The following is an 18,955-nucleotide window of genomic DNA, read 5'->3' as shown; positions in this document are numbered from 1 at the left end:
ATTTATCGTTTATCCGATTAATCGCCAGTCCATTCGCCCCCGAGCGCCACCGCGCAATTGATTCAGCGGCATTTCCATCATGCGCGCGATGCAGGACGAAGCGGAGCCGGCCTCCGCTGATTCGAACATTCCGATAACAAAATCGCAGTCGTCAGGAGGGTCGTCATGAACGTGCACCGCTTCACGAAATCGCTGTGTGTCGGCTTCGTCTGCGCAGGCCTGCTTGCGGGTTGCAACGACGACGACGTCCGGTCGAACAACCCGCCGTCGAACACGGCCGCGCTGTCGTTCCGCATGGACACCGGCGGGCAGATCAATGCGTTCTACCGGCAGGACCAGGTCGCCGCGCATTTGCTGGTGCGCTCGTCCACGAAGCCGCGCCTGCTCGTGGTGTTTCCGGCCGGCAACAGCGGCACCGGGCTGTGGTTCGACGATACCGCGCAGCCGGTGAACTGGAGCCTCGATACGCCGCCGTCCGCGCTGTCGGCCCCCGACACGCATGGCCGCCCGCTTTACGGAATCGGTGCCGACGTGTCGGTCGACACCGACACGCTGACGGTTCGCCAAGGGCTACTCAGCAACGTGCGCTTCCTGCGCGACTTCAACGGCGGCGCGACGATTCCGCCGCAGATCGTCACCGCGCCGACGATCCAGGGCAGCGCCGCGCAGTGGCAGCGCGACCGGATCGACGGTGCGCCCGGCTACGCGCTGCGCATCACGCTGCGCGACGGCGGCACCCTCACGACGGCCGCGGGCGGCAAGCTCGTGCTCCACGCGGCGCCCGGCTCGCACACGCTGAAACTGCACGTCGACGCGCTGTCGGGCGAGACGCCGTTGTCGCCGATCACGCGCGCCGACCTGTTCGCGTCGTCCGTGAACCCCGACCCGGTCAGCCAGAACGTGCTCGAATTCCTGAGCTTCCACGACAAGCTGCTCGCCGGCTCGTGGCAGTACGACACCTACTTCGGCCGCGACACGCTGATCTCGGTGCGCATGCTGATGCCGGTGCTCGAGCCGGCGGCGATCGAGGCCGGCTTGTCGTCGGTGCTGAGCCGGTTGTCGAGCGACGGCAAGGTCGCGCACGAGGAAGGGATCGGCGAATTCGCGCTGGTCGACAACGCGAAGAACGGCCGGCCGAACGATGCGACGCCGACCTACGACTACAAGATGATCGACAGCGACTACCTGCTCGCGCCGATCGCGGCGGCGTGGCTGATCGACGACCCGCGCGGCCAGGCGCGCGCAGCCGCCTATCTCGCGCAACGCGGCAGCGACGGCCAGACCAACGGCAGCCGGCTCGTCGTGAACCTGCTGCACGTCGCGGCCACCGCGCAGCCGTTCGCGCAGCAACCGACGGTCGCGAACCTGATCCGCCTGCGCCCCGGCGAGATCGTCGGCAACTGGCGCGACAGCACCGACGGGCTCGGCGGCGGCGTCTACCCGTACGACGTGAATGCGGTGCTGGTGCCGGCGGCGCTGCGCGCCGCGAACGCGTTCCTTGCCCGCGGCCTGCTCGACCCGTACGTGGACGCGGGACAACGCGCGGCGCTCGCGAACACGGCGGCCCAGGCGGCCACCTGGGAGCAGCAGGCGCCGCCGCTGTTCCAGGTCAGCGTGCCGGCCGCGCAGGCGGCAACCGACGTGTCGGCCTACGCGCCGTCCGCCGGCGTGCCGGCCGGCACCGCGCCGAGCGCGCCGTTGACTTTCTACGCGTTGTCGCTCGATCAGCAGGGCACGCCGATCCCGGTGATGAATTCCGACGGCGGCTTCGCGCTGCTGTTCGGCACGCCGCCGGACGACGAACTGCAGCGGATCGTGGCCGACGTCACGCGGCCGTTCCCGACCGGGCTCGTGACCGACGTCGGGATGCTGATCGCGAACCCGGCGTATGCGAGCCAGACGCTGTGGCCGAAGTTCACGAGTTCCGCGTATCACGGCACGGTGATCTGGTCGTGGCAGCAGGCGATGTGGGTCGCCGGACTCGATCGGCAGCTCGCGCGCCAGGATCTGTCGGACGCGACGCGCACGCTGCTGACCCAGGCGCGGCAGACGATCTGGCAGGTGATCTCGAACGGGCGCGACATGCGCACGTCGGAAATGTGGACGTGGTCGTACGCGAACGGCAAGTATCAGACCGATGCGTTCGGCACGCGCAGCGCGGATGCGACGGAAGCCAATGCGGCGCAGCTGTGGAGTACGACGTATCTCGCGATCCGCGACCCGCAACTGCGCGCGGGCAAGTACTGGTGGCAGGCGTCGCGGCAAATGGACGACGCACAACCGCGGAACCCGGCGGCCATCGCAGCGCGCTAGGTTCGCGCCGGTGAAACGAAAGCCCCGCACGCGCATTCGCATGCGGGGCTTCATTCGGATCGTCCAACGGATCTACGCGGCATCGCACGCGCGCATCAAGTCAGGTCACGTCGCCGCATCGGCGGCAGCCCATCGTCAGTGCGCGACCACGCGATTGCGCCCGTCGCGCTTCGCCTGATACAACCGCTCGTCCACCGCGCGCAGCAACGCGTCCACCGTGCTCCCGTCGACGCCGTACTGCGCGACACCGACGCTGACCGTCACCTGCACGCGCTTGAAATCGAGCCCGAACGGCGAACTCGCGATCGACGATCGCACGCGTTCGGCGGTCATCCGCGCGCCTTCGAGCGGCATCTCCGGCAACAGCGCCATGAATTCCTCGCCGCCGACCCGCGCGAGCGCGCCTGCCGGCCGGATCGCTTCGAGACACTGGCGCACGACGCCGCGCAACACCTCGTCGCCGATCTGATGTCCGTACGCGTCGTTGATGTTCTTGAAGTTGTCGAGATCGAGCGCCAGCAGGCAGAACGGCGTGCCGTCGCGTTCCGCGCGCACGATCTCGCGTTCGACTTGCGCGATGAACTGGCGGCGGTTCGATGCGCCCGTCATCGGGTCGGTCGCGGCCATGTATTCGAGCTTCTGGTTCGTGCGCCGCAGTTCCTGCAGCGCGCTTTCGGTGCGCGCCATCGATTCCGACAGCCGGCTCATCAGGTCCTGCTGGCTATAGATCGCGGAGAACGAGCGAGTCGTCTGCAGCGCCTGCACGACGCCGTAGCTGAGCAGGAAGAAGCCGCCCGCGAAGATCGCATGCGCGAGCCACCACATGTGATTCCACGGTTTGCCGAGCAGGAACGCGACCGACGACAGCGCGAACGCCATGATCGACACGCCGTAGATCACCATCAGCGGCGAACGGATGCGCCGCGCGAGCAGCACGCCGACGTTCAGCAGCGACAGCACGAGCGCACCGCCTTCCATCGACGTCCGCGTGCCGTATGCGCCCGCGATCGGCGAATACGCGATGTACGCGACCGCCGCGTCGACGATCACGAACAGCACGACCCACGGCAGCCACGTGCGCGCACGCGTCCGCGTGTCGACGCGATCGGCCGGCTGCGCATACGACAGCATGCCGGTCAGCAGCAGCATCGACATCACGAGCCGTGACGCAGGCCCGTACAGCAGAAACAGCCAGATATTGTGATGCGCCATTCCGGTGAAGAGCCCGTGCAGCGCATAGATCATCGCGAAGCCGAGAAAGCCGAGCGTCAGCCAGCGCAGCAGCGGCTCGCCGGACGCCCGGTAGCACACCCAGGTCACGTAGGTGACGAACGCGCCCTCGAGCGTGGCGGCTGCGATCGCGATTTCATGGAACGCGTGGCTCTCGAACACGACGTGCGGGTCGCTGAAGAACCACAGATAGGCAATCAGATAGGCCGGCAGCAACGCGAATCCGACCAGCAGGCATTTTGCGTAGAGCCTCGCGGCCGCGCTGACGACACGCGGCGGCTCCCCGGCTGCATAGGCTGTGCTCAATTTGGTCCCCGTTTCGGTCTGCTGCGTGGTTCGAACGTCCACGGTGCCGGAAACGCGCGCTGCATCGTCTTCGCCGGCTACCGGAGGCGCGTCGCGTGCGTCGGTGCGCCACGCGCGCTGGCCCATCCCGCCGAAAGGCAAATGTCAGAGCAAGTATAGGTGCCGGAATTCGTTTGACAAGTAAGGGGAAACGGCACCTTTGCAGCGCCGCCGATTGCTTCACGATCCTGAGGAATCCGTCGCGATACCCGCCGATTCGTTTATCGCGGCGGCCGCGTCCCCGCCGGGGAACGGCGGCCGCCCACAATCTAACGTCAGACGATTTCGAACAGCCCGGCCGCCCCCTGCCCGCCGCCGATGCACATCGTGACGACCACGTATTTCACGCCGCGCCGCTTGCCTTCGATCAGCGCATGGCCGGTCAGGCGCGCGCCCGACACGCCGTACGGGTGGCCGACCGCGATCGCGCCGCCGTTCACGTTCAGCCGATCGTCAGGGATCCCGAGCGTGTCGCGGCAATACAGCACCTGCACCGCGAACGCTTCGTTCAGTTCCCACAAGCCGATGTCGTCGATCTTCAATCCGGCCTGCTTCAGCAGCTTCGGCACCGCGAACACGGGGCCGATTCCCATTTCGTCGGGCTCGCAGCCGGCGACCGCGAAACCGCGGAACACGCCGAGCGGCTGCAGCCCTTCGCGCTGCGCGACATCGGCGTTCATCACCACGCATGCCGACGCGCCGTCGGAGAACTGGCTCGCGTTGCCCGCGGTGATCACGCCGCCCGGCACGGCCGAGCGGATCTTCGACACGCCTTCGAGCGTCGTGTCCGGCCGGATGCCTTCGTCGGCCGACACCGTCACTTCCTGCGTGAACAGGCGCCCCGTCGCCTTGTCGGCGATGCCCGCGCGCACGGTGATCGGCACGATCTCGTCACGGAAGCGCCCGGCTTCCTGCGCGGCCGCGGCGCGCTGTTGCGACTGCACGCCGTACGCGTCCTGCCGCTCCTTCGCAATTCCGTAGCGCTTCGCGACGTTCTCGGCCGTCTGCAGCATGTTCCAGTAGATCTCCGGCTTGTGCTCGGCGAGCCAGCCTTCCTGGATCATGTGCCGGTTCATCTCGTTCTGCACGCACGAGATCGATTCGACGCCGCCCGCGACGTACACGTCGCCCTCGCCCGCGATGATCCGCTGCGCGGCGAGCGCGATCGTCTGCAGCCCGGACGAACAGAAACGGTTCACCGTCATCCCCGGCACGCTGACCGGCAGCCCCGCGCGCAGCGCAATCTGCCGCGCGATGTTGGCGCCGGTCGCGCCTTCGGGGTTCGCGCACCCCATGATCACGTCCTCGATGCGCGCCGGATCGAGCTTCGCGCGTTCGAGCGCGGCCGCGACCACGTGGCCGCCGAGCGTCGCGCCGTGCGTCATGTTGAAGGCGCCGCGCCACGATTTCGCGAGCGGTGTGCGTGCGGTCGATACGATTACGGCTTCGGTCATGCGAGTCTCCTTCGGTCCTGCTTCATGTCGGATGGGAATGCGCTACGCCGCCGGGCGCGCGCCCGCGGACGTCACGTGCGCGACGCCCGCCGCCTGCATCTGTTGCCATGCGTGCGCGAGCGACCCGTTCAGGTCGATCGCACGGCACGCATCGTTGATCACCGCGGCCTCGAAGCCTGCCGCGCGCGCATCGAGCGCGGACCACGCCACGCAGTAGTCGGTCGCGAGACCGCAGCACCACACGCGCTTCGCACCGAGCTCGCGCAGATAGCCGGCGAGCCCCGTGCGCGTCGCGCGATCGGCCTCGACGAACGCGGAATAGCTGTCGACCTGCGCGTCGCCGCCCTTGCGGATCACGAGCCGCGCGTGCGGGATGTCGAGGTCGCGATGCAGCGCCGCGCCTTCGGTGTCCTGCACGCAATGCACGGGCCACAGCACCTGCTCGCCGTACGGCAGCGCGAGCGTCGAAAACGGTTCTCGCCCCGGATGGTTCGCGGCGAACGACACGTGCTCGCGCGGGTGCCAGTCCTGCGTCAGCACGACGTGATCGAAGCGTTGCGCGAGCGCGTTGATCACGGGCACGACAGCGTCGCCGTCCGGCACCGCGAGGGCGCCGCCCGGCATGAAGTCGTACTGCACGTCGATCACGAGCAATACGTCGTCGGTGCGTTTCATTGCGTTTCTCCTTGCCGGCCCGGCCGCGCGGCCCGTCAGCCGTTGAACCCGCGGCCGGCCTTCGCCAGTTCGACGATCGACGGCGCGATCTGCCACGCGTCGCCGTTCGGCGCGGCCGCGTAGCGGCGGATCGCCCGCTCGACGTTGTAGAGGCCGACCATGTCCGCGTACAGCATCGGGCCGCCGCGCCACAGCGGAAAGCCGTAGCCGGTCAAATAGACCATGTCGATGTCGGACGCCTTCGACGCGATCTTCTCCTCGAGGATCTTCGCGCCTTCGTTGACGAGCGCGTACACGAGCCGTTCGACGATCTCGTCGTCGCCGATCTTGCGCCGCTCGACGCCGCGCTCCTTCGAATAAGCGACGACCATCTCGTCGACGAGCGCCGACGGTTTCGCGTTGCGCTGGCCCGGCACGTAGTCGTACCAGCCGCCGCCCGTCTTTTGCCCGAAGCGGCCCTGCTCGCACAGGCGGTCGGCGATCTTCGAGTAGTGCAGATCGGGCTTCTCGACGTAGCGGCGCTTGCGGATTGCCCAGCCGATGTCGTTGCCGGCGAGGTCGCTCATCCGGAACGGCCCCATCGCGAAGCCGAACTTCTCGATCGCGCGATCGACCTGCGCGGGCAGCGCGCCTTCCTCGAGCATGAAGAGCGCCTGACGGATGTACTGCTCGATCATCCGGTTGCCGATGAAGCCGTCGCACACGCCCGACACGACCGCCGTCTTGCGGATCTTCTTCGCCACCGCCATCACGGTGGCGAGCACGTCCTTCGCGGTCCGCGCGCCGCGCACGACCTCGAGCAGCTTCATCACGTTCGCGGGGCTGAAGAAGTGCATGCCGACCACGTCCTGCGGCCGCTTCGTGAACGCGGCGATCTTGTCGACGTCGAGCGTCGACGTGTTCGACGCGAGGATCGCGCCGGCCTTCGCGACTTCGTCGAGCTTGCGGAACACCTGCTCCTTCACGCCGAGCTCCTCGAACACGGCCTCGACGATCAGGTCGGCGTCCTTCAGATCGTCGTAGGACAGCGTCGGCGTGATCAGCGCCAAGCGCGCGTCGAGCTTCTGCTGCGTGAGCTTGCCCTTCTTCACCTGCGCGTCGTAGTTCTTGTGGATCGTCGCGACGCCGCGGTCGAGCGCTTCCTGCTTCGTCTCGAGCAGCGTGACGGGCAAGCCCGCGTTGATGAAGTTCATCGCGATCCCGCCGCCCATCGTGCCCGCGCCGATCACGCCGACGCGGCGGATCTCGCGCACCGGCGTATCGGCCTGCACGTCGGGAATCTTGCTCGCCGCGCGCTCGCCGAAGAACGCGTGCCGCAGCGCGCGGCTTTCCGGCGTCATCATCAGCGCGACGAAGCCGTCACGCTCGGCGATGCTGCCCTTGTCGAAGCCGTTCAACACGCCGGCCTCGATCGCGTCGATGCACTTGTGCGGCGCGGGGAAGTTCGGCGCGGCGGCCCGCACGGAATTGCGCGCGAACTGGATGAAGCCCGCCGCATTCTCGTGGACGATCTGGCGATCGCGCACGCGCGGATGCGGCCCGTTGTGCGCGCCGGCCTTGCGCGCGAACGCAACGGCCGTCTCGAGCAGATCGCCGTCGGCCATCGCGTCGAACAGTCCGCTCGTCGCGAGCTGCTCCGACGGCACGGGCGCGCCCGACACGATCATGTTCAGCGCGGTTTCGAGCCCGACCGCGCGCGGCAGCCGCTGCGTGCCGCCCGCGCCCGGCAGCAGGCCGAGCTTCACCTCGGGCAGCGCGACCTGCGCACCGGGCGCCGCGACGCGATAGTGCGCGCCGAGCGCGAGTTCCAGCCCGCCGCCCATCACGACGCTGTGCAACGCCGCGACGACCGGCTTCGCGCTCGCCTCCACCGCGCGGATCACGGTGTGCAGCGTCGGTTCCTGCAGCGCTTTCGGGGTATTGAATTCGGTGATGTCGGCGCCGCCCGAGAACGCGCGGCCCGCGCCGGTCAGCACGATCGCCGTGACCGACGGATCCTGCGCGGCGCGATCGAGCGCATCCATGACGCCCTGGCGCGTCGACAGGCCGAGCCCGTTGACGGGCGGATTGTTGAGCGTGATGACGGCCACGCCGTCGCGAGTCGAGTAATCCACTGCCATCTGCCTGCCTCCATGCATCGCGCGCCGGGGTGGCTGCGCTTCATTGTGCGCGGTCGAACGGCCGCATGTCCGGATCGAACGGAGGCAGCATACAACGAAAAAGCACGGTCGTTCAATTTGAATTTTCTCCCGATCCGGGGGCCGGATCGGGCGGCCGTGCGGCCGGCTATCGGCGGCCCGGATCTACGGCGCGCAGACGGCCGTCGGCAACACGTAGTCGCGGAACGTCTCGCGCAGCTTCAGCTTTTGCAGCTTGCCGGTCGCCGTGTGCGGCAGCGATTCGACGAACACGACGTCGTCGGGCACCCACCACTTCGCGACCTTGCCTTCGTAGAACGCGAGCAGCGCGTCGCGCGTCAGGTTCGCGCCGTCGCGCGGCACGACGACGAGCAGCGGCCGCTCGGTCCACTTCGGATGCGCGCATGCGATGCACGCGGCTTCGGCGACGCCCGGATGCGCGATCGCGACGTTCTCGATGTCGATCGAGCTGATCCATTCGCCGCCCGACTTGATCACGTCCTTGCTGCGGTCGGTGATCTGCAGGAAGCCGTCCGGGTCGATCGTCGCGACGTCGCCGGTCGGGAACCAGCCGTCGACGAGCGGCGACGTATCGCCCTTGAAGTAGTGATCGATCACCCATGGCCCGCGCACCTGCAGCTCGCCGAACGCGACGCCGTCCCACGGCAGTTCGTTGCCGTCCTCGCCGACGATGCGCATGTCGACGCCGCAGATCACGCGCCCTTGCTTCTCCAGCAGCCGGCGCTGCGCGTCGAGCGGCCGCTGCGATTGCGCCCAGTTCAGCTTCGCGAGCGTGCCGAGCGGCGACAGCTCCGTCATCCCCCAAGCGTGGATCACGCGCACGCCGTATTCGTCCTCGAACGTGCGCAGCATCGCGGGCGGACACGCGGAACCGCCGATCACCGTGCGGTTCAGCGTCGAGAAGCGCACGCCGGCCTCGCGCATGTAGTTCAGCAGGCCGAGCCACACGGTGGGCACGCCCGCCGAGAACGTCACGCGCTCGGCCTCCATCAGTTCGTACAGCGACTTGCCGTCGAGGTCCTTGCCGGGCAGCACGAGCTTGCCGCCGGTGAGCGGCACCGCGTACGGCAGCCCCCACGCATTCACGTGGAACATCGGCACGACGGGCAGCACGGCGTCCATCGCGGACAGGTTCATCGCGTCGGGCAGCGCGGCGCCGTACGCGTGCAGCACCGTCGAGCGATGCGAATACAGTACGCCCTTCGGATTGCCGGTCGTGCCCGACGTGTAGCAGAGGCCCGACGCCTGCTGCTCGTCGAGGCACGGCCAGTCGTAGCGGCCGTCCTCGGCGTCGACGAGGGTCTCGAAGCACAGGTACGGCGTCGCGCCCGACGGCAGATGCGCGGCGTCGGTCATCGCGATCCAGCCCTTCACGTGCGGGCACTGCGGCGCGAGCGCGTCGACGAGCGGCGCGAAATTGAGGTCGAAGAAGACGTAGCGGTCTTCCGCATGATTGATGATGTATGCGATCTGCTCGGGAAACAGGCGCGGGTTGATCGTGTGGCACACGGCGCCCATTCCGCCGATCCCGTAATACGCCTCCAGATGCCGGTAGCCGTTCCACGCGAGCGTGCCGACGCGCTCGCCCGTTTCGACGCCGAGCCGCGACAGCGCCTGCGCGACGCGTTTCGCGCGCTGCTCGCAGTCGCGGTACGTGTAGCGGTGCACGCCGCCTTCCACGCGCTTCGACACGATCTCCGTGTCGCCCGCGTAACGCGCGGCATGCGCGATCAGCGACGACACCAGCAACGGCATGTTCATCATCTGGCCCAGCAACGGCTTACCCATCGTCTTGTTCTCCCTGAAGGACGCGAATCGGTGACCAGCCTCGAAGCGGTGCGCGTGCGTGCGGCGCGTCCACGGCCGGGACGGGCGCTGCGCGGCGCGTGCGGGCCGCCATGCGGGCGGCGCGGCGCCGCCTTACAATATCGGCTTACCCAGAGGCGCTCAACATGTCGTTTTCCCGAAGCGCAGCCGATGCGGCTGACACCCTCCCCGACCTCGCCGCGACGCTCGGCGCGCCGGCCGCCGGCGCGTTCGTCACGCTCGGCGACGCGTTTCATACGCGGCTGCCGGCCGCGCCGCTGCCCGCGCCGTACGTCGTCGGCTTTTCCGATGAAGTCGCGCAACTGCTCGGCCTGCCGGCTTCGCTCGCGGCACAGCCGGGCTTCGCCGAGCTGTTCGCGGGCAACCCGACGCGCGACTGGCCCGCGAACGCGCTGCCGTACGCGTCGGTCTATTCGGGCCACCAGTTCGGCGTGTGGGCCGGCCAGCTCGGCGACGGCCGCGCGCTGACGATCGGCGAGCTGCCCGGCACCGACGGCCAGCGCTACGAGCTCCAGATCAAGGGCGGCGGCCGCACGCCGTATTCGCGGATGGGTGACGGCCGCGCGGTGCTGCGCTCGTCGATCCGCGAATTTCTGTGTTCGGAAGCGATGCATCACCTCGGCATTCCGACCACGCGCGCGCTCACGGTGATCGGCTCGGACCAGCCGGTCGTGCGCGAGGAGATCGAGACGTCGGCCGTCGTCACACGCGTGTCGGAGAGCTTCGTGCGCTTCGGCCACTTCGAGCATTTCTTCTCGAACGACCGCCCCGACCTGCTGCGCCAGCTCGCCGATCATGTGATCGACCGCTTCTATCCGGCCTGCCGCGACACCGACGATCCGTACCTCGCGCTGCTCGAAGCCGCGATGCTGCGCACGGCCGACCTCGTCGCGCAGTGGCAGGCGGTCGGCTTCTGCCACGGCGTGATGAACACCGACAACATGTCGATCCTCGGCCTGACGATCGACTACGGCCCGTTCGGCTTCGTCGACGCGTTCGACGCGAACCACATCTGCAACCACTCGGACACGAGCGGCCGCTACGCGTACCGGATGCAGCCGCGCATCGCGCACTGGAACTGCTACTGCCTCGCGCAGGCGCTGCTGCCGCTGATCGGGCTGCAGCACGGGATCGCCGACGACGATGCGCGCGCCGAGCGCGCGGTGGACGACGCGCAGGCCGTGCTCGCGAAATTTCCGGAACGCTTCGGCCCCGCGCTCGAACGCGCGATGCGCGCGAAGCTCGGCCTCGAGCTCGAGCACGACAACGATGCGGAACTCGCGAACAAGCTGCTCGAGACGATGCATGCGAGCCGTGCGGATTTCACGCTGACGTTCCGCCGGCTCGCGCAGATCTCGAAGCACGATGCGAGCCGCGACGCACCGGTGCGCGACCTGTTCATCGATCGCGATGCGTTCGATGCGTGGGCGAACCTCTACCGTGCGCGGCTGTCCGACGAGACGCGCGACGACGCGGCCCGCGCGGCCGCGATGAATCGCGTGAACCCGAAATACGTACTGCGCAACCATCTGGCCGAAGTCGCGATCCGGCGCGCGAAGGAGAAGGATTTTTCCGAAGTCGAACGGCTTGCGCAGGTGCTACGCCGGCCGTTCGACGAACAACCGGAACATGAAGCGTATGCGGCATTGCCGCCCGACTGGGCCGGGTCGCTCGAGGTGAGCTGCTCGTCGTGACCGCGACCCGCACGACCCGACCGACCGATCAGGAGAACCCTCACATGTCACACGATTCCGACGACAAGACCTACCCGTACCAAAAGGACGACGCCGAGCTGCGCCGGCGCCTGACGCCGATGCAGTACGAGGTCACGCAGCACGCGGCGACCGAGCGCGCGTTCACCGGCGAGTACACCGACACCGAAGATCCGGGCATCTACAAGTGCGTCGTGTGCAGCACGCCGCTGTTCGAGTCCGGCGCGAAGTTCCACTCGGGCTGCGGCTGGCCCAGCTACTTCAAGCCGCTGAACAGCGAGGTGATCGACGAGAAGATCGACCGCTCGCACGGAATGGTGCGCGTCGAGGTCCGCTGCAACCATTGCGGCGCGCACCTCGGCCACGTGTTCGAGGACGGCCCGCGCGACAAGACCGGTTTGCGGTACTGCATCAATTCGGCTGCGTTAAACTTCGAGTCCCGACCCGAAAACGAATGAGCGGCGCCGGACGGATCGGCCGGGCAGTCTTGCGGGCTGCCCCGCTCCCGGACGGTGACGCCTGGCGGGTCCCCACAACGGTGAAAGGCCGCGCGATGCGGCCTTTCACGCAGCTGCGAGCGCCATGAAATTCCTGTTCGATCTGTTTCCGATCATCCTGTTTTTCGCCGCCTTCAAGGTCTGGGGCATCTTCACCGCCACCGCCGTCGCGATCGTCGCGACACTGGCCCAGGTCGCGTGGGTCGCCTTCCGGCACCGGAAAGTCGACACGATGCTGTGGGTCAGCCTCGGTGTGATCGTCGTATTCGGCGGCGCCACCCTCGTCCTGCATGACGAAAAATTCATTCAATGGAAACCGACTGTGCTGTATTGGCTGTTTGCGATCGGGCTGCTCGCCGCGCGCTATGCGTTCGGCAACAACCTGATCGAGAAGATGATGGGCAAGCAGCTCACGCTGCCGCACCCCGTGTGGGACAAACTGAACGTCGCATGGGCGCTGTTCTTCGCGGTGCTCGGCGTCGCAAACCTGTACGTGGTGCACAACTTCACCGAATCGCAGTGGGTGAACTTCAAGCTGTTCGGCACGACGGGGGCGATGGTCGTGTTCATCATCCTGCAGAGCCTGTGGCTCACGAAGTACCTGAAGGACGAATGACATGACCGACGCCTTTCTGAACGCCTCGCCGGACGAGCGCATCGCGCTGATCGAAGCGCGCCTCACCGCGTCGCTCGCGCCGCTGTCGCTCGTCGTGCGCGACGACAGCGCACAGCACGCCGGTCACGCCGGCGCGGCCGCCGGCGGCCATTACACGGTGACGATCGTGTCGGCCGCGTTCGCGGGCAAGCCGCGCGTCGCCCGGCACCGGCTGGTGTATGATGCGCTCGCTGATGCGATGCAGCGCGGCATTCACGCGCTCGCGATCGTGGCTTACACGCCCGAAGAGTTCAACGAATCTTCAATCTAGTCTCAACAGGAATTCCCGATGATCCTGAAATCCCCCCGCCTGTGGGTCGCGGCGGCTGCGTTTGCAGCGGCACCGGCATTCGCCCAGAACATCGCCGTCGTCAACGGCACGCCGATTCCGAAGTCGCGCGCCGACGCGATGGTCGCGCAACTCGTCCAGCAAGGCCAGACCGATAGCCCGCAGCTTCAGCAGGCCGTGCGCCAGGAACTCGTGAACCGCGAGATCCTGATGCAGGAAGCGATCCGCGAAGGCATCCCGAATCGTCCGGAAGTGAAGGCGCAGGTCGCCGTCGCGCAGCAGACGGTCGTGCTGCGCTCGATGATCGAGAGCTTCCTGAAGAAGAACCAGCCGACCGACGCCGAAGTGAAGGCGCGCTACGACGAACTCGTGAAGGGTGCCGGCGGCAATCGCGAGTACCACCTGCATCACATCCTGGTCGACAGCGAGCAGCAGGCGAAGGATCTGATCGCGAAGATCAAGGGCGGTGCGAAGTTCGAGGATCTGGCGAAGCAGTACTCGAAGGATCCGGGCTCGGGCAAGAACGGCGGCGACCTCGACTGGTCGGACCCGAAGGCGTACGTGCCGGAATTCGCGGCCGCCGCGCAGAAGCTGCAGAAAGGCCAGATGACCGACGCGCCGGTGAAGACGCAGTTCGGCTGGCACATCATCCGGGTCGACGACGTCCGCGACGTCGCGCCGCCGCCGTTCGACCAGGTGAAGGCGCAAATCGCGCAGCAGCTCGTGCAGCAGAAACTGCAGGCGTTCGAGGAAGGTCTGCGCCAGCAGGCGAAGATCCAGTAACGTCGGCGAAGTCCGCCCGCGCAAAGGCCGCTCGTTGGAGCGGCCTTTTTTCATGGTCGCTTGCGCGTCGCACGACGCCTGCGGGCCGCGAACGCAACGGCCTCGCGCTAACGCGGCTCATCGCCGCCGCATCGGCCGTGCAACGAAAAAGCCGCGCGAGGCGGCTTTTCGGAACGGCGGGATGACGGGGATAGCGGGCGATCAGTGCGGCGACCCGCTACGACGGATGAAACACGTCGTGATAGCGGACGGCACCCGACGGCCGCGGTGCCGCTTCATCGAACGCCAGTGCGAGGAAATACTCGGGCGGCGCGCCCGTGAACACGAGATCGCCGGACGGCACGAAACCGAATCGCGCGTAGTACGCGGGATCGCCGAGCACGACGCAGCCGCGGGCACCGAGCCGGCGCAACGCGTCGAGCCCCGTGCGCACGAGCCCTGCACCGACGCTCTGCCGCTGGCATTCGGGCCGCACCGCGAGCGGTGCGAGCCCGTACCAGCCGTGGCTGCCGGCCGGCTCGCCACCGATCGACACCGGCGAGCACGCAACGTGTCCGATCACGCGCTCGTCGCGCTCCGCGACGAGCGACACGCTCAGCGCGCCGACCGCGCGCAGCGCGTCGACGATCTGCCGCTCGAACTGCCCGTGCTGCGGCTCGTCCGCGAACGCGGCCGCGATCACGCGTCCGATCGCGTCGACGTCGCGCGCGCGTTCGTCGCGCAGCGTGACGATGTCGACCGGCGCGTGCGGATCGAACATCAGCCGATCCAGCGGCGTGCGTTGCGGAACACGCGCATCCACGGGCTCGCGTCGCCCCAGCCGTCCGGATGCCAGCTCATCGTGACCGTGCGGTGCACGCGCTCCATGTGCGGCATCAGCACCGAGAAGCGGCCGTCGGCCGTCGTGACCGACGTGATGCCGGCCGGCGACCCGTTCGGGTTGAACGGATAGCGTTCGGTCGCTTCGCCGCGATGGTCGACGTAGCGCATTGCGACCGCGACGCGCTCGATGTCGCCCTGCTGCGAGAAGTCCGCATAGCCTTCGCCGTGCGCGACTGCCACCGGAATGCGCGAGCCTTCCATCCCCGCGAAGAAGATCGACGGCGACTTCTCCACTTCGACGAACGAGAAGCGCGCCTCGAACTGCTCGGACTTGTTGCGCGTGAACTTCGGCCACGCTTCCGCGCCCGGAATCATCGATGCGAGGCTCGACAGCATCTGGCAGCCGTTGCAGATGCCGAGCGCGAACGTGTCGGGACGCGCGAAGAACGCGGAGAACATGTCGGCGAGATTCGCGTTGAAGCGGATCGTCTTCGCCCAGCCTTCGCCGGCGCCCAGCACGTCGCCGTACGAGAAGCCGCCGCACGCGACCGCACCGGCAAAATCGGCGAGCGTCGCGCGGCCCGCGAGCAGGTCGCTCATGTGCACGTCGTGCGCGTCGAAGCCCGCGCGGTCGAACGCGTAGGCCGTTTCGAGGTGCGAGTTCACGCCCTGCTCGCGCAGGATCGCGACGCGCGGACGTGCGCCCGTCGCGATGAACGGCGCGGCGATGTCGTCGGCCGGATCGAACGTCAGCACCGGCGAAATGCCAGGATCCGCCGCGTCGAGCAGCGCGTCGTATTCGGCGTCCGCACAGGCCGGGTTGTCGCGCAGGCGCGCGATGCGCCAGCTGACCTCGCTCCACGCGCGATGGAGTTCGACGCGCGGCGCATCGAACACCTTCTTCGCGTCGCGATACACCTCGATCACGTCGCGATCGTTGACCGTGCCGATCACGTGCGAGCACGCCGACAGGCCGCATTCGCGCAGCGCGGCGAGCACCGCGTCGCGGTCGGCCGCGCGCACCTGCACGACGGCGCCGAGCTCCTCGGAGAACAGCGCGCGCAGCGTGCGGTCCTCGCGGCGGCCGCTCGTCTGCTTCGCCCAGTCCTTCGCGTCGCCGTAGTCGGATTCGTGGTTCGGGTCGAGCGTCAGCATGTCGACGTTCAGCGACACGCCTGCATGGCCCGCGAACGCCATTTCGCACACCGTCGCCCACAGGCCGCCGTCCGAGCGGTCGTGGTACGCGAGCAGCAAGCCTCGCGCGTTGAGCGACTGGATCGCGTTGAAGAAGCGCTTCAGATCTTCCGGATCGTCGACGTCCGGCGTCTCGTCGCCGACCTGCTGCGTGACCTGCGCGAAGATGCTGCCGCCCATCCGGTTCTTGCCGCGGCCGAGATCGATCGCGATCAGCACGCTGTCGCCCGCGTCCGCGATGCGGCGCAGTTGCGGCGTCAGATGGCGGCGCACGTCGTCGACCGGCGCGAACGCGGAGATGATCAGCGACACCGGCGACACCACTTCCTTCGCGACGCCCTGCTCGTCCCACTTGGTCTTCATCGACAGCGAGTCCTTGCCGACCGGGATGCCGATCCCGAGCGCCGGGCACAGCTCCATGCCGATCGCCTTCACCGTGTCGAACAGTGCGGCGTCCTCGCCGGCCGTGCCGCACGCGGCCATCCAGTTCGCGGAGAGCTTCAGCTTGTCGAGCGACGCGATCGGCGCGCTCGCGATGTTCGTGATCGCCTCGCCGACGGCCATGCGGCCCGATGCCGGCGCGTCGATCACCGCGAGCGGCGTGCGCTCGGCCATCGTCATCGCCTCGCCCTTGAAGCCCGCGTAGTCGAGCGCGGTCACCGCGCAGTCGGCCACCGGCACCTGCCACGGGCCGACCATCTGGTCGCGCACCGACGTGCCGCCGACCGAACGGTCGCCGATCGTGATCAGGAACGACTTGCTGCCGACCGTCGGATGCTTCAGCACGTCGACCGCGACCTGCGACAGCGCGATGCCCGTCACGTCGACCGGCGCGCGCTCGGTCGCGACGCGCGTGACGTCGCGGTGCATGCGCGGCGGCTTGCCGAGCAGCACTTCCATCGGCATGTCGACCGGGAATGCATCGGTGCCCGTCGCTTCGTCGTCGACGAGTTGCAATTGGCGCTCGTCGGTCGCGACACCGACCACCGCGAACGGGCAGCGCTCGCGCGCGCAGATCGCCTCGAAGCGCGGCAGGTCGGCCGGCGCGATCGCCAGCACGTAGCGCTCCTGCGCCTCGTTCGACCAGATTTCGCGCGGCGACAGGCCCGATTCCTCGAGCGCGACCTTGCGCAGTTCGAAGCGCGCACCCTTGCCCGCGCCGTCGACGATCTCGGGGAACGCGTTCGACAGGCCGCCCGCGCCGACGTCGTGGATGCTCAGGATCGGGTTTTCCGCGCCGAGCTGCCAGCAGCCGTTGATCACTTCCTGCGCGCGCCGCTCGATTTCCGGGTTGCCGCGCTGCACCGAGTCGAAGTCGAGTTCGGCCGTGTTCGCGCCGGTCGCCATCGAGCTCGCCGCGCCGCCGCCCATGCCGATGCGCATGCCGGGGCCGCCGATCTGGATCAGCAGCGAACCCGCCGGCACGTCGTGCTTGTGCGTGTGTTGATCGGCGATGTTGCCGAGGCCGCCCGCGATCATGATCGGCTTGTGATAGCCGCGCACCTGACCGCCGACGTTCTGTTCGTACACGCGGAAGTAGCCGCCGAGGTTCGGACGGCCGAATTCGTTGTTGAACGCGGCGCCGCCGAGCGGGCCGTCGATCATGATCTGCAGCGGCGACGCGATGCGGTCCGGGCGGCCATACGGGCCGTGCTGCTCGTTCGGATTGCGTTCCGCCATCGGCTGCGCCGCGTCGCGGTCGTTTTCCCACGGCTGGCGGGCGTCCGGCAGGTCGAGGTTCGACACGGTGAAACCGGTGAGGCCGGCCTTCGGGCGCGCGCCGCGGCCCGTTGCGCCTTCGTCGCGGATCTCGCCGCCCGCGCCGGTCGCCGCGCCCGGGAACGGCGAGATCGCCGTCGGGTGGTTGTGCGTCTCGACCTTCATCAGCGTGTGCGTGAGCTCGGTGTGGCGGCCGTAGCGCTGGCCCGGCTCGCCGGCCGTACCCGTGTTGCGCGGGAACCAGCGCTCGGCTTCGGCGCCCATCATGATCGACGAGTTGTCCGAATACGCGACGATCGTGCCCTGCGGGCTCACCTTCTCGGTGTTGCGGATCATCGCGAACAGCGACATGTCCTGCTCCTGCCCGTCGATCGTCCACTGCGCGTTGAAGATCTTGTGGCGGCAGTGCTCGCTGTTCGCCTGCGCGAACATCATCAGCTCGACGTCGGTCGGATTGCGCTCGAGCTTGCGGAACGCGTCGACCAGGTAGTCGATTTCGTCGTCGGCGAGCGCGAGGCCCAGCTCGACGTTCGCGTGCTCGAGCGCGGCGCGGCCGACGCCCAGCACGTCGACGGTCGACAGCGGCTTGGCCGGCAGTTCGTCGAACAGGTGCTTCGCGTCGTCGCGCGCGGCGACCACGCTCTCGGTCATCCGGTCGTGCAGCGCGGCGGCGACTGCCGCGCGCGCGTCGTCGGACAGCGTCTTCTTGCCGCCGAGCAACCCCGACTTCAGCGTGACCGTGAATTCGATCCCGCGCTCGATGCGGCGCACCTGCGTGAGGCCGCAATGCTGCGCGATGTCGGTCGCCTTGCTCGCCCACGGCGAGACCGTGCCGAAACGCGGCAGCACGACGAAGGTCTCGATCGCCCCCTTTTCGGCCGCCGGCTCGAACGGCGCGCCGTAGTGCATCAGCGCGTCGATGCGTGCGCTGTCATCGGCCGACAGCGGCTCGGCCGCGTTGACGAAGTGCAGGAACTGCCCGCGCACCGCGACGATGTTGGCGTCGATTTGCCTGAGCGTGTCGAGCAGACGGGTTTGACGGAAATCGGAGAGGGCCGAAGCGCCGGGAAAACACGAGAAGTGAGCCATGGGCTGGACTGACGTCGATGAGTCGCGCGAGGTGGCGACGTGGGGCGAAAGGAAGGCCGTAATTATACCCGGAAGTCGCTCGTCCCAGACCGGTCGATCGGCACCCGCCGCGCACCGCGACGGTGCAGCGTGGCCGGCCGCGCGGCTGGCGCCCGCCTCCACGATGGCCGACCGCTCTGCCGGTGGCGCGCC

At 68.2% G+C, this 18,955-nt stretch carries 13 protein-coding genes; 6 read left to right on the top strand and 7 right to left on the bottom strand.

Annotated features, from left to right (window positions below):
• Positions 1–171 precede the first annotated feature (171 nt).
• Positions 172–2,313: a hypothetical protein gene (locus BSE24067_RS13390; protein WP_151066677.1), complete on the top strand. Its 2,142-nt coding sequence runs from the start codon at positions 172–174 to the stop codon at positions 2,311–2,313.
• A 135-nt stretch (positions 2,314–2,448) separates the two neighbouring features.
• Here the strand turns inward: BSE24067_RS13390 and BSE24067_RS13385 are convergent, their stop codons facing one another.
• The 5 genes from BSE24067_RS13385 to BSE24067_RS13365 form a co-directional block, all read right to left on the bottom strand.
• Positions 2,449–3,849, bottom strand: a complete 1,401-nt coding sequence (locus BSE24067_RS13385; protein ID WP_151066657.1) for a GGDEF domain-containing protein — start codon at positions 3,847–3,849, stop codon at positions 2,449–2,451.
• Between the two features lie 314 nt (positions 3,850–4,163).
• Positions 4,164–5,342, bottom strand: coding sequence for an acetyl-CoA C-acyltransferase (locus BSE24067_RS13380; RefSeq protein ID WP_151066659.1), 1,179 nt, complete (start codon positions 5,340–5,342; stop codon positions 4,164–4,166).
• A gap of 42 nt (positions 5,343–5,384) precedes the next feature.
• Positions 5,385–6,017, bottom strand: a complete 633-nt coding sequence (pncA, locus tag BSE24067_RS13375) for a bifunctional nicotinamidase/pyrazinamidase (protein ID WP_151066661.1) — start codon at positions 6,015–6,017, stop codon at positions 5,385–5,387.
• A gap of 35 nt (positions 6,018–6,052) precedes the next feature.
• On the bottom strand, positions 6,053–8,137 hold the full coding sequence (locus BSE24067_RS13370) for a 3-hydroxyacyl-CoA dehydrogenase NAD-binding domain-containing protein (RefSeq protein WP_151066663.1): 2,085 nt from the start codon (positions 8,135–8,137) through the stop codon (positions 6,053–6,055).
• 183 nt (positions 8,138–8,320) lie between these two features.
• Positions 8,321–9,964, bottom strand: coding sequence for a 3-(methylthio)propionyl-CoA ligase (locus tag BSE24067_RS13365; protein ID WP_151066665.1), 1,644 nt, complete (start codon positions 9,962–9,964; stop codon positions 8,321–8,323).
• 164 nt (positions 9,965–10,128) lie between these two features.
• On the opposite strand from BSE24067_RS13365, the gene BSE24067_RS13360 reads away from it, so the two are divergent.
• From BSE24067_RS13360 to BSE24067_RS13340, 5 genes are all read left to right on the top strand, one after another.
• On the top strand, positions 10,129–11,697 hold the full coding sequence (locus BSE24067_RS13360; protein ID WP_151066667.1) for a protein adenylyltransferase SelO: 1,569 nt from the start codon (positions 10,129–10,131) through the stop codon (positions 11,695–11,697).
• 44 nt (positions 11,698–11,741) lie between these two features.
• Positions 11,742–12,173 carry a peptide-methionine (R)-S-oxide reductase MsrB gene (gene msrB, locus BSE24067_RS13355; RefSeq protein WP_151066668.1) on the top strand — a complete coding sequence of 144 codons (432 nt, stop codon included), beginning with the start codon at positions 11,742–11,744 and terminating at the stop codon, positions 12,171–12,173.
• 124 nt (positions 12,174–12,297) lie between these two features.
• Positions 12,298–12,828: a septation protein A gene (locus BSE24067_RS13350; protein WP_011352350.1), complete on the top strand. Its 531-nt coding sequence runs from the start codon at positions 12,298–12,300 to the stop codon at positions 12,826–12,828.
• Position 12,829: 1 nt separating this feature from the next.
• The gene (locus BSE24067_RS13345; protein WP_151066670.1) at positions 12,830–13,138 is read left to right on the top strand and encodes a BolA family protein; all 309 of its coding nucleotides are present in this window, start codon (positions 12,830–12,832) and stop codon (positions 13,136–13,138) included.
• Positions 13,139–13,156: 18 nt separating this feature from the next.
• Positions 13,157–13,939, top strand: a complete 783-nt coding sequence (locus BSE24067_RS13340) for a peptidylprolyl isomerase (protein ID WP_151066672.1) — start codon at positions 13,157–13,159, stop codon at positions 13,937–13,939.
• Positions 13,940–14,156: 217 nt separating this feature from the next.
• Here BSE24067_RS13340 and BSE24067_RS13335 read toward each other — a convergent pair whose 3' ends face one another.
• Together BSE24067_RS13335 and purL are read right to left on the bottom strand one after the other, a co-directional pair.
• Positions 14,157–14,699 carry a GNAT family N-acetyltransferase gene (locus tag BSE24067_RS13335; protein ID WP_151066674.1) on the bottom strand — a complete coding sequence of 181 codons (543 nt, stop codon included), beginning with the start codon at positions 14,697–14,699 and terminating at the stop codon, positions 14,157–14,159.
• A complete protein-coding gene (gene purL, locus BSE24067_RS13330) occupies positions 14,699–18,763 on the bottom strand; it encodes a phosphoribosylformylglycinamidine synthase (RefSeq protein ID WP_151066676.1) in 4,065 nt (1,354 codons plus the stop codon). Before purL ends, BSE24067_RS13335 begins: the two co-directional genes overlap by 1 nt.
• Positions 18,764–18,955 lie beyond the last annotated feature (192 nt).

The sequence above is a fragment of the Burkholderia latens genome, from assembly GCF_902499045.1.
Taxonomy (GTDB): Bacteria; Pseudomonadota; Gammaproteobacteria; order Burkholderiales; family Burkholderiaceae; genus Burkholderia; species Burkholderia latens.
Note: the sequence above shows the minus strand (reverse complement) of the source record. Positions and strands in the feature narration are given on the sequence as shown.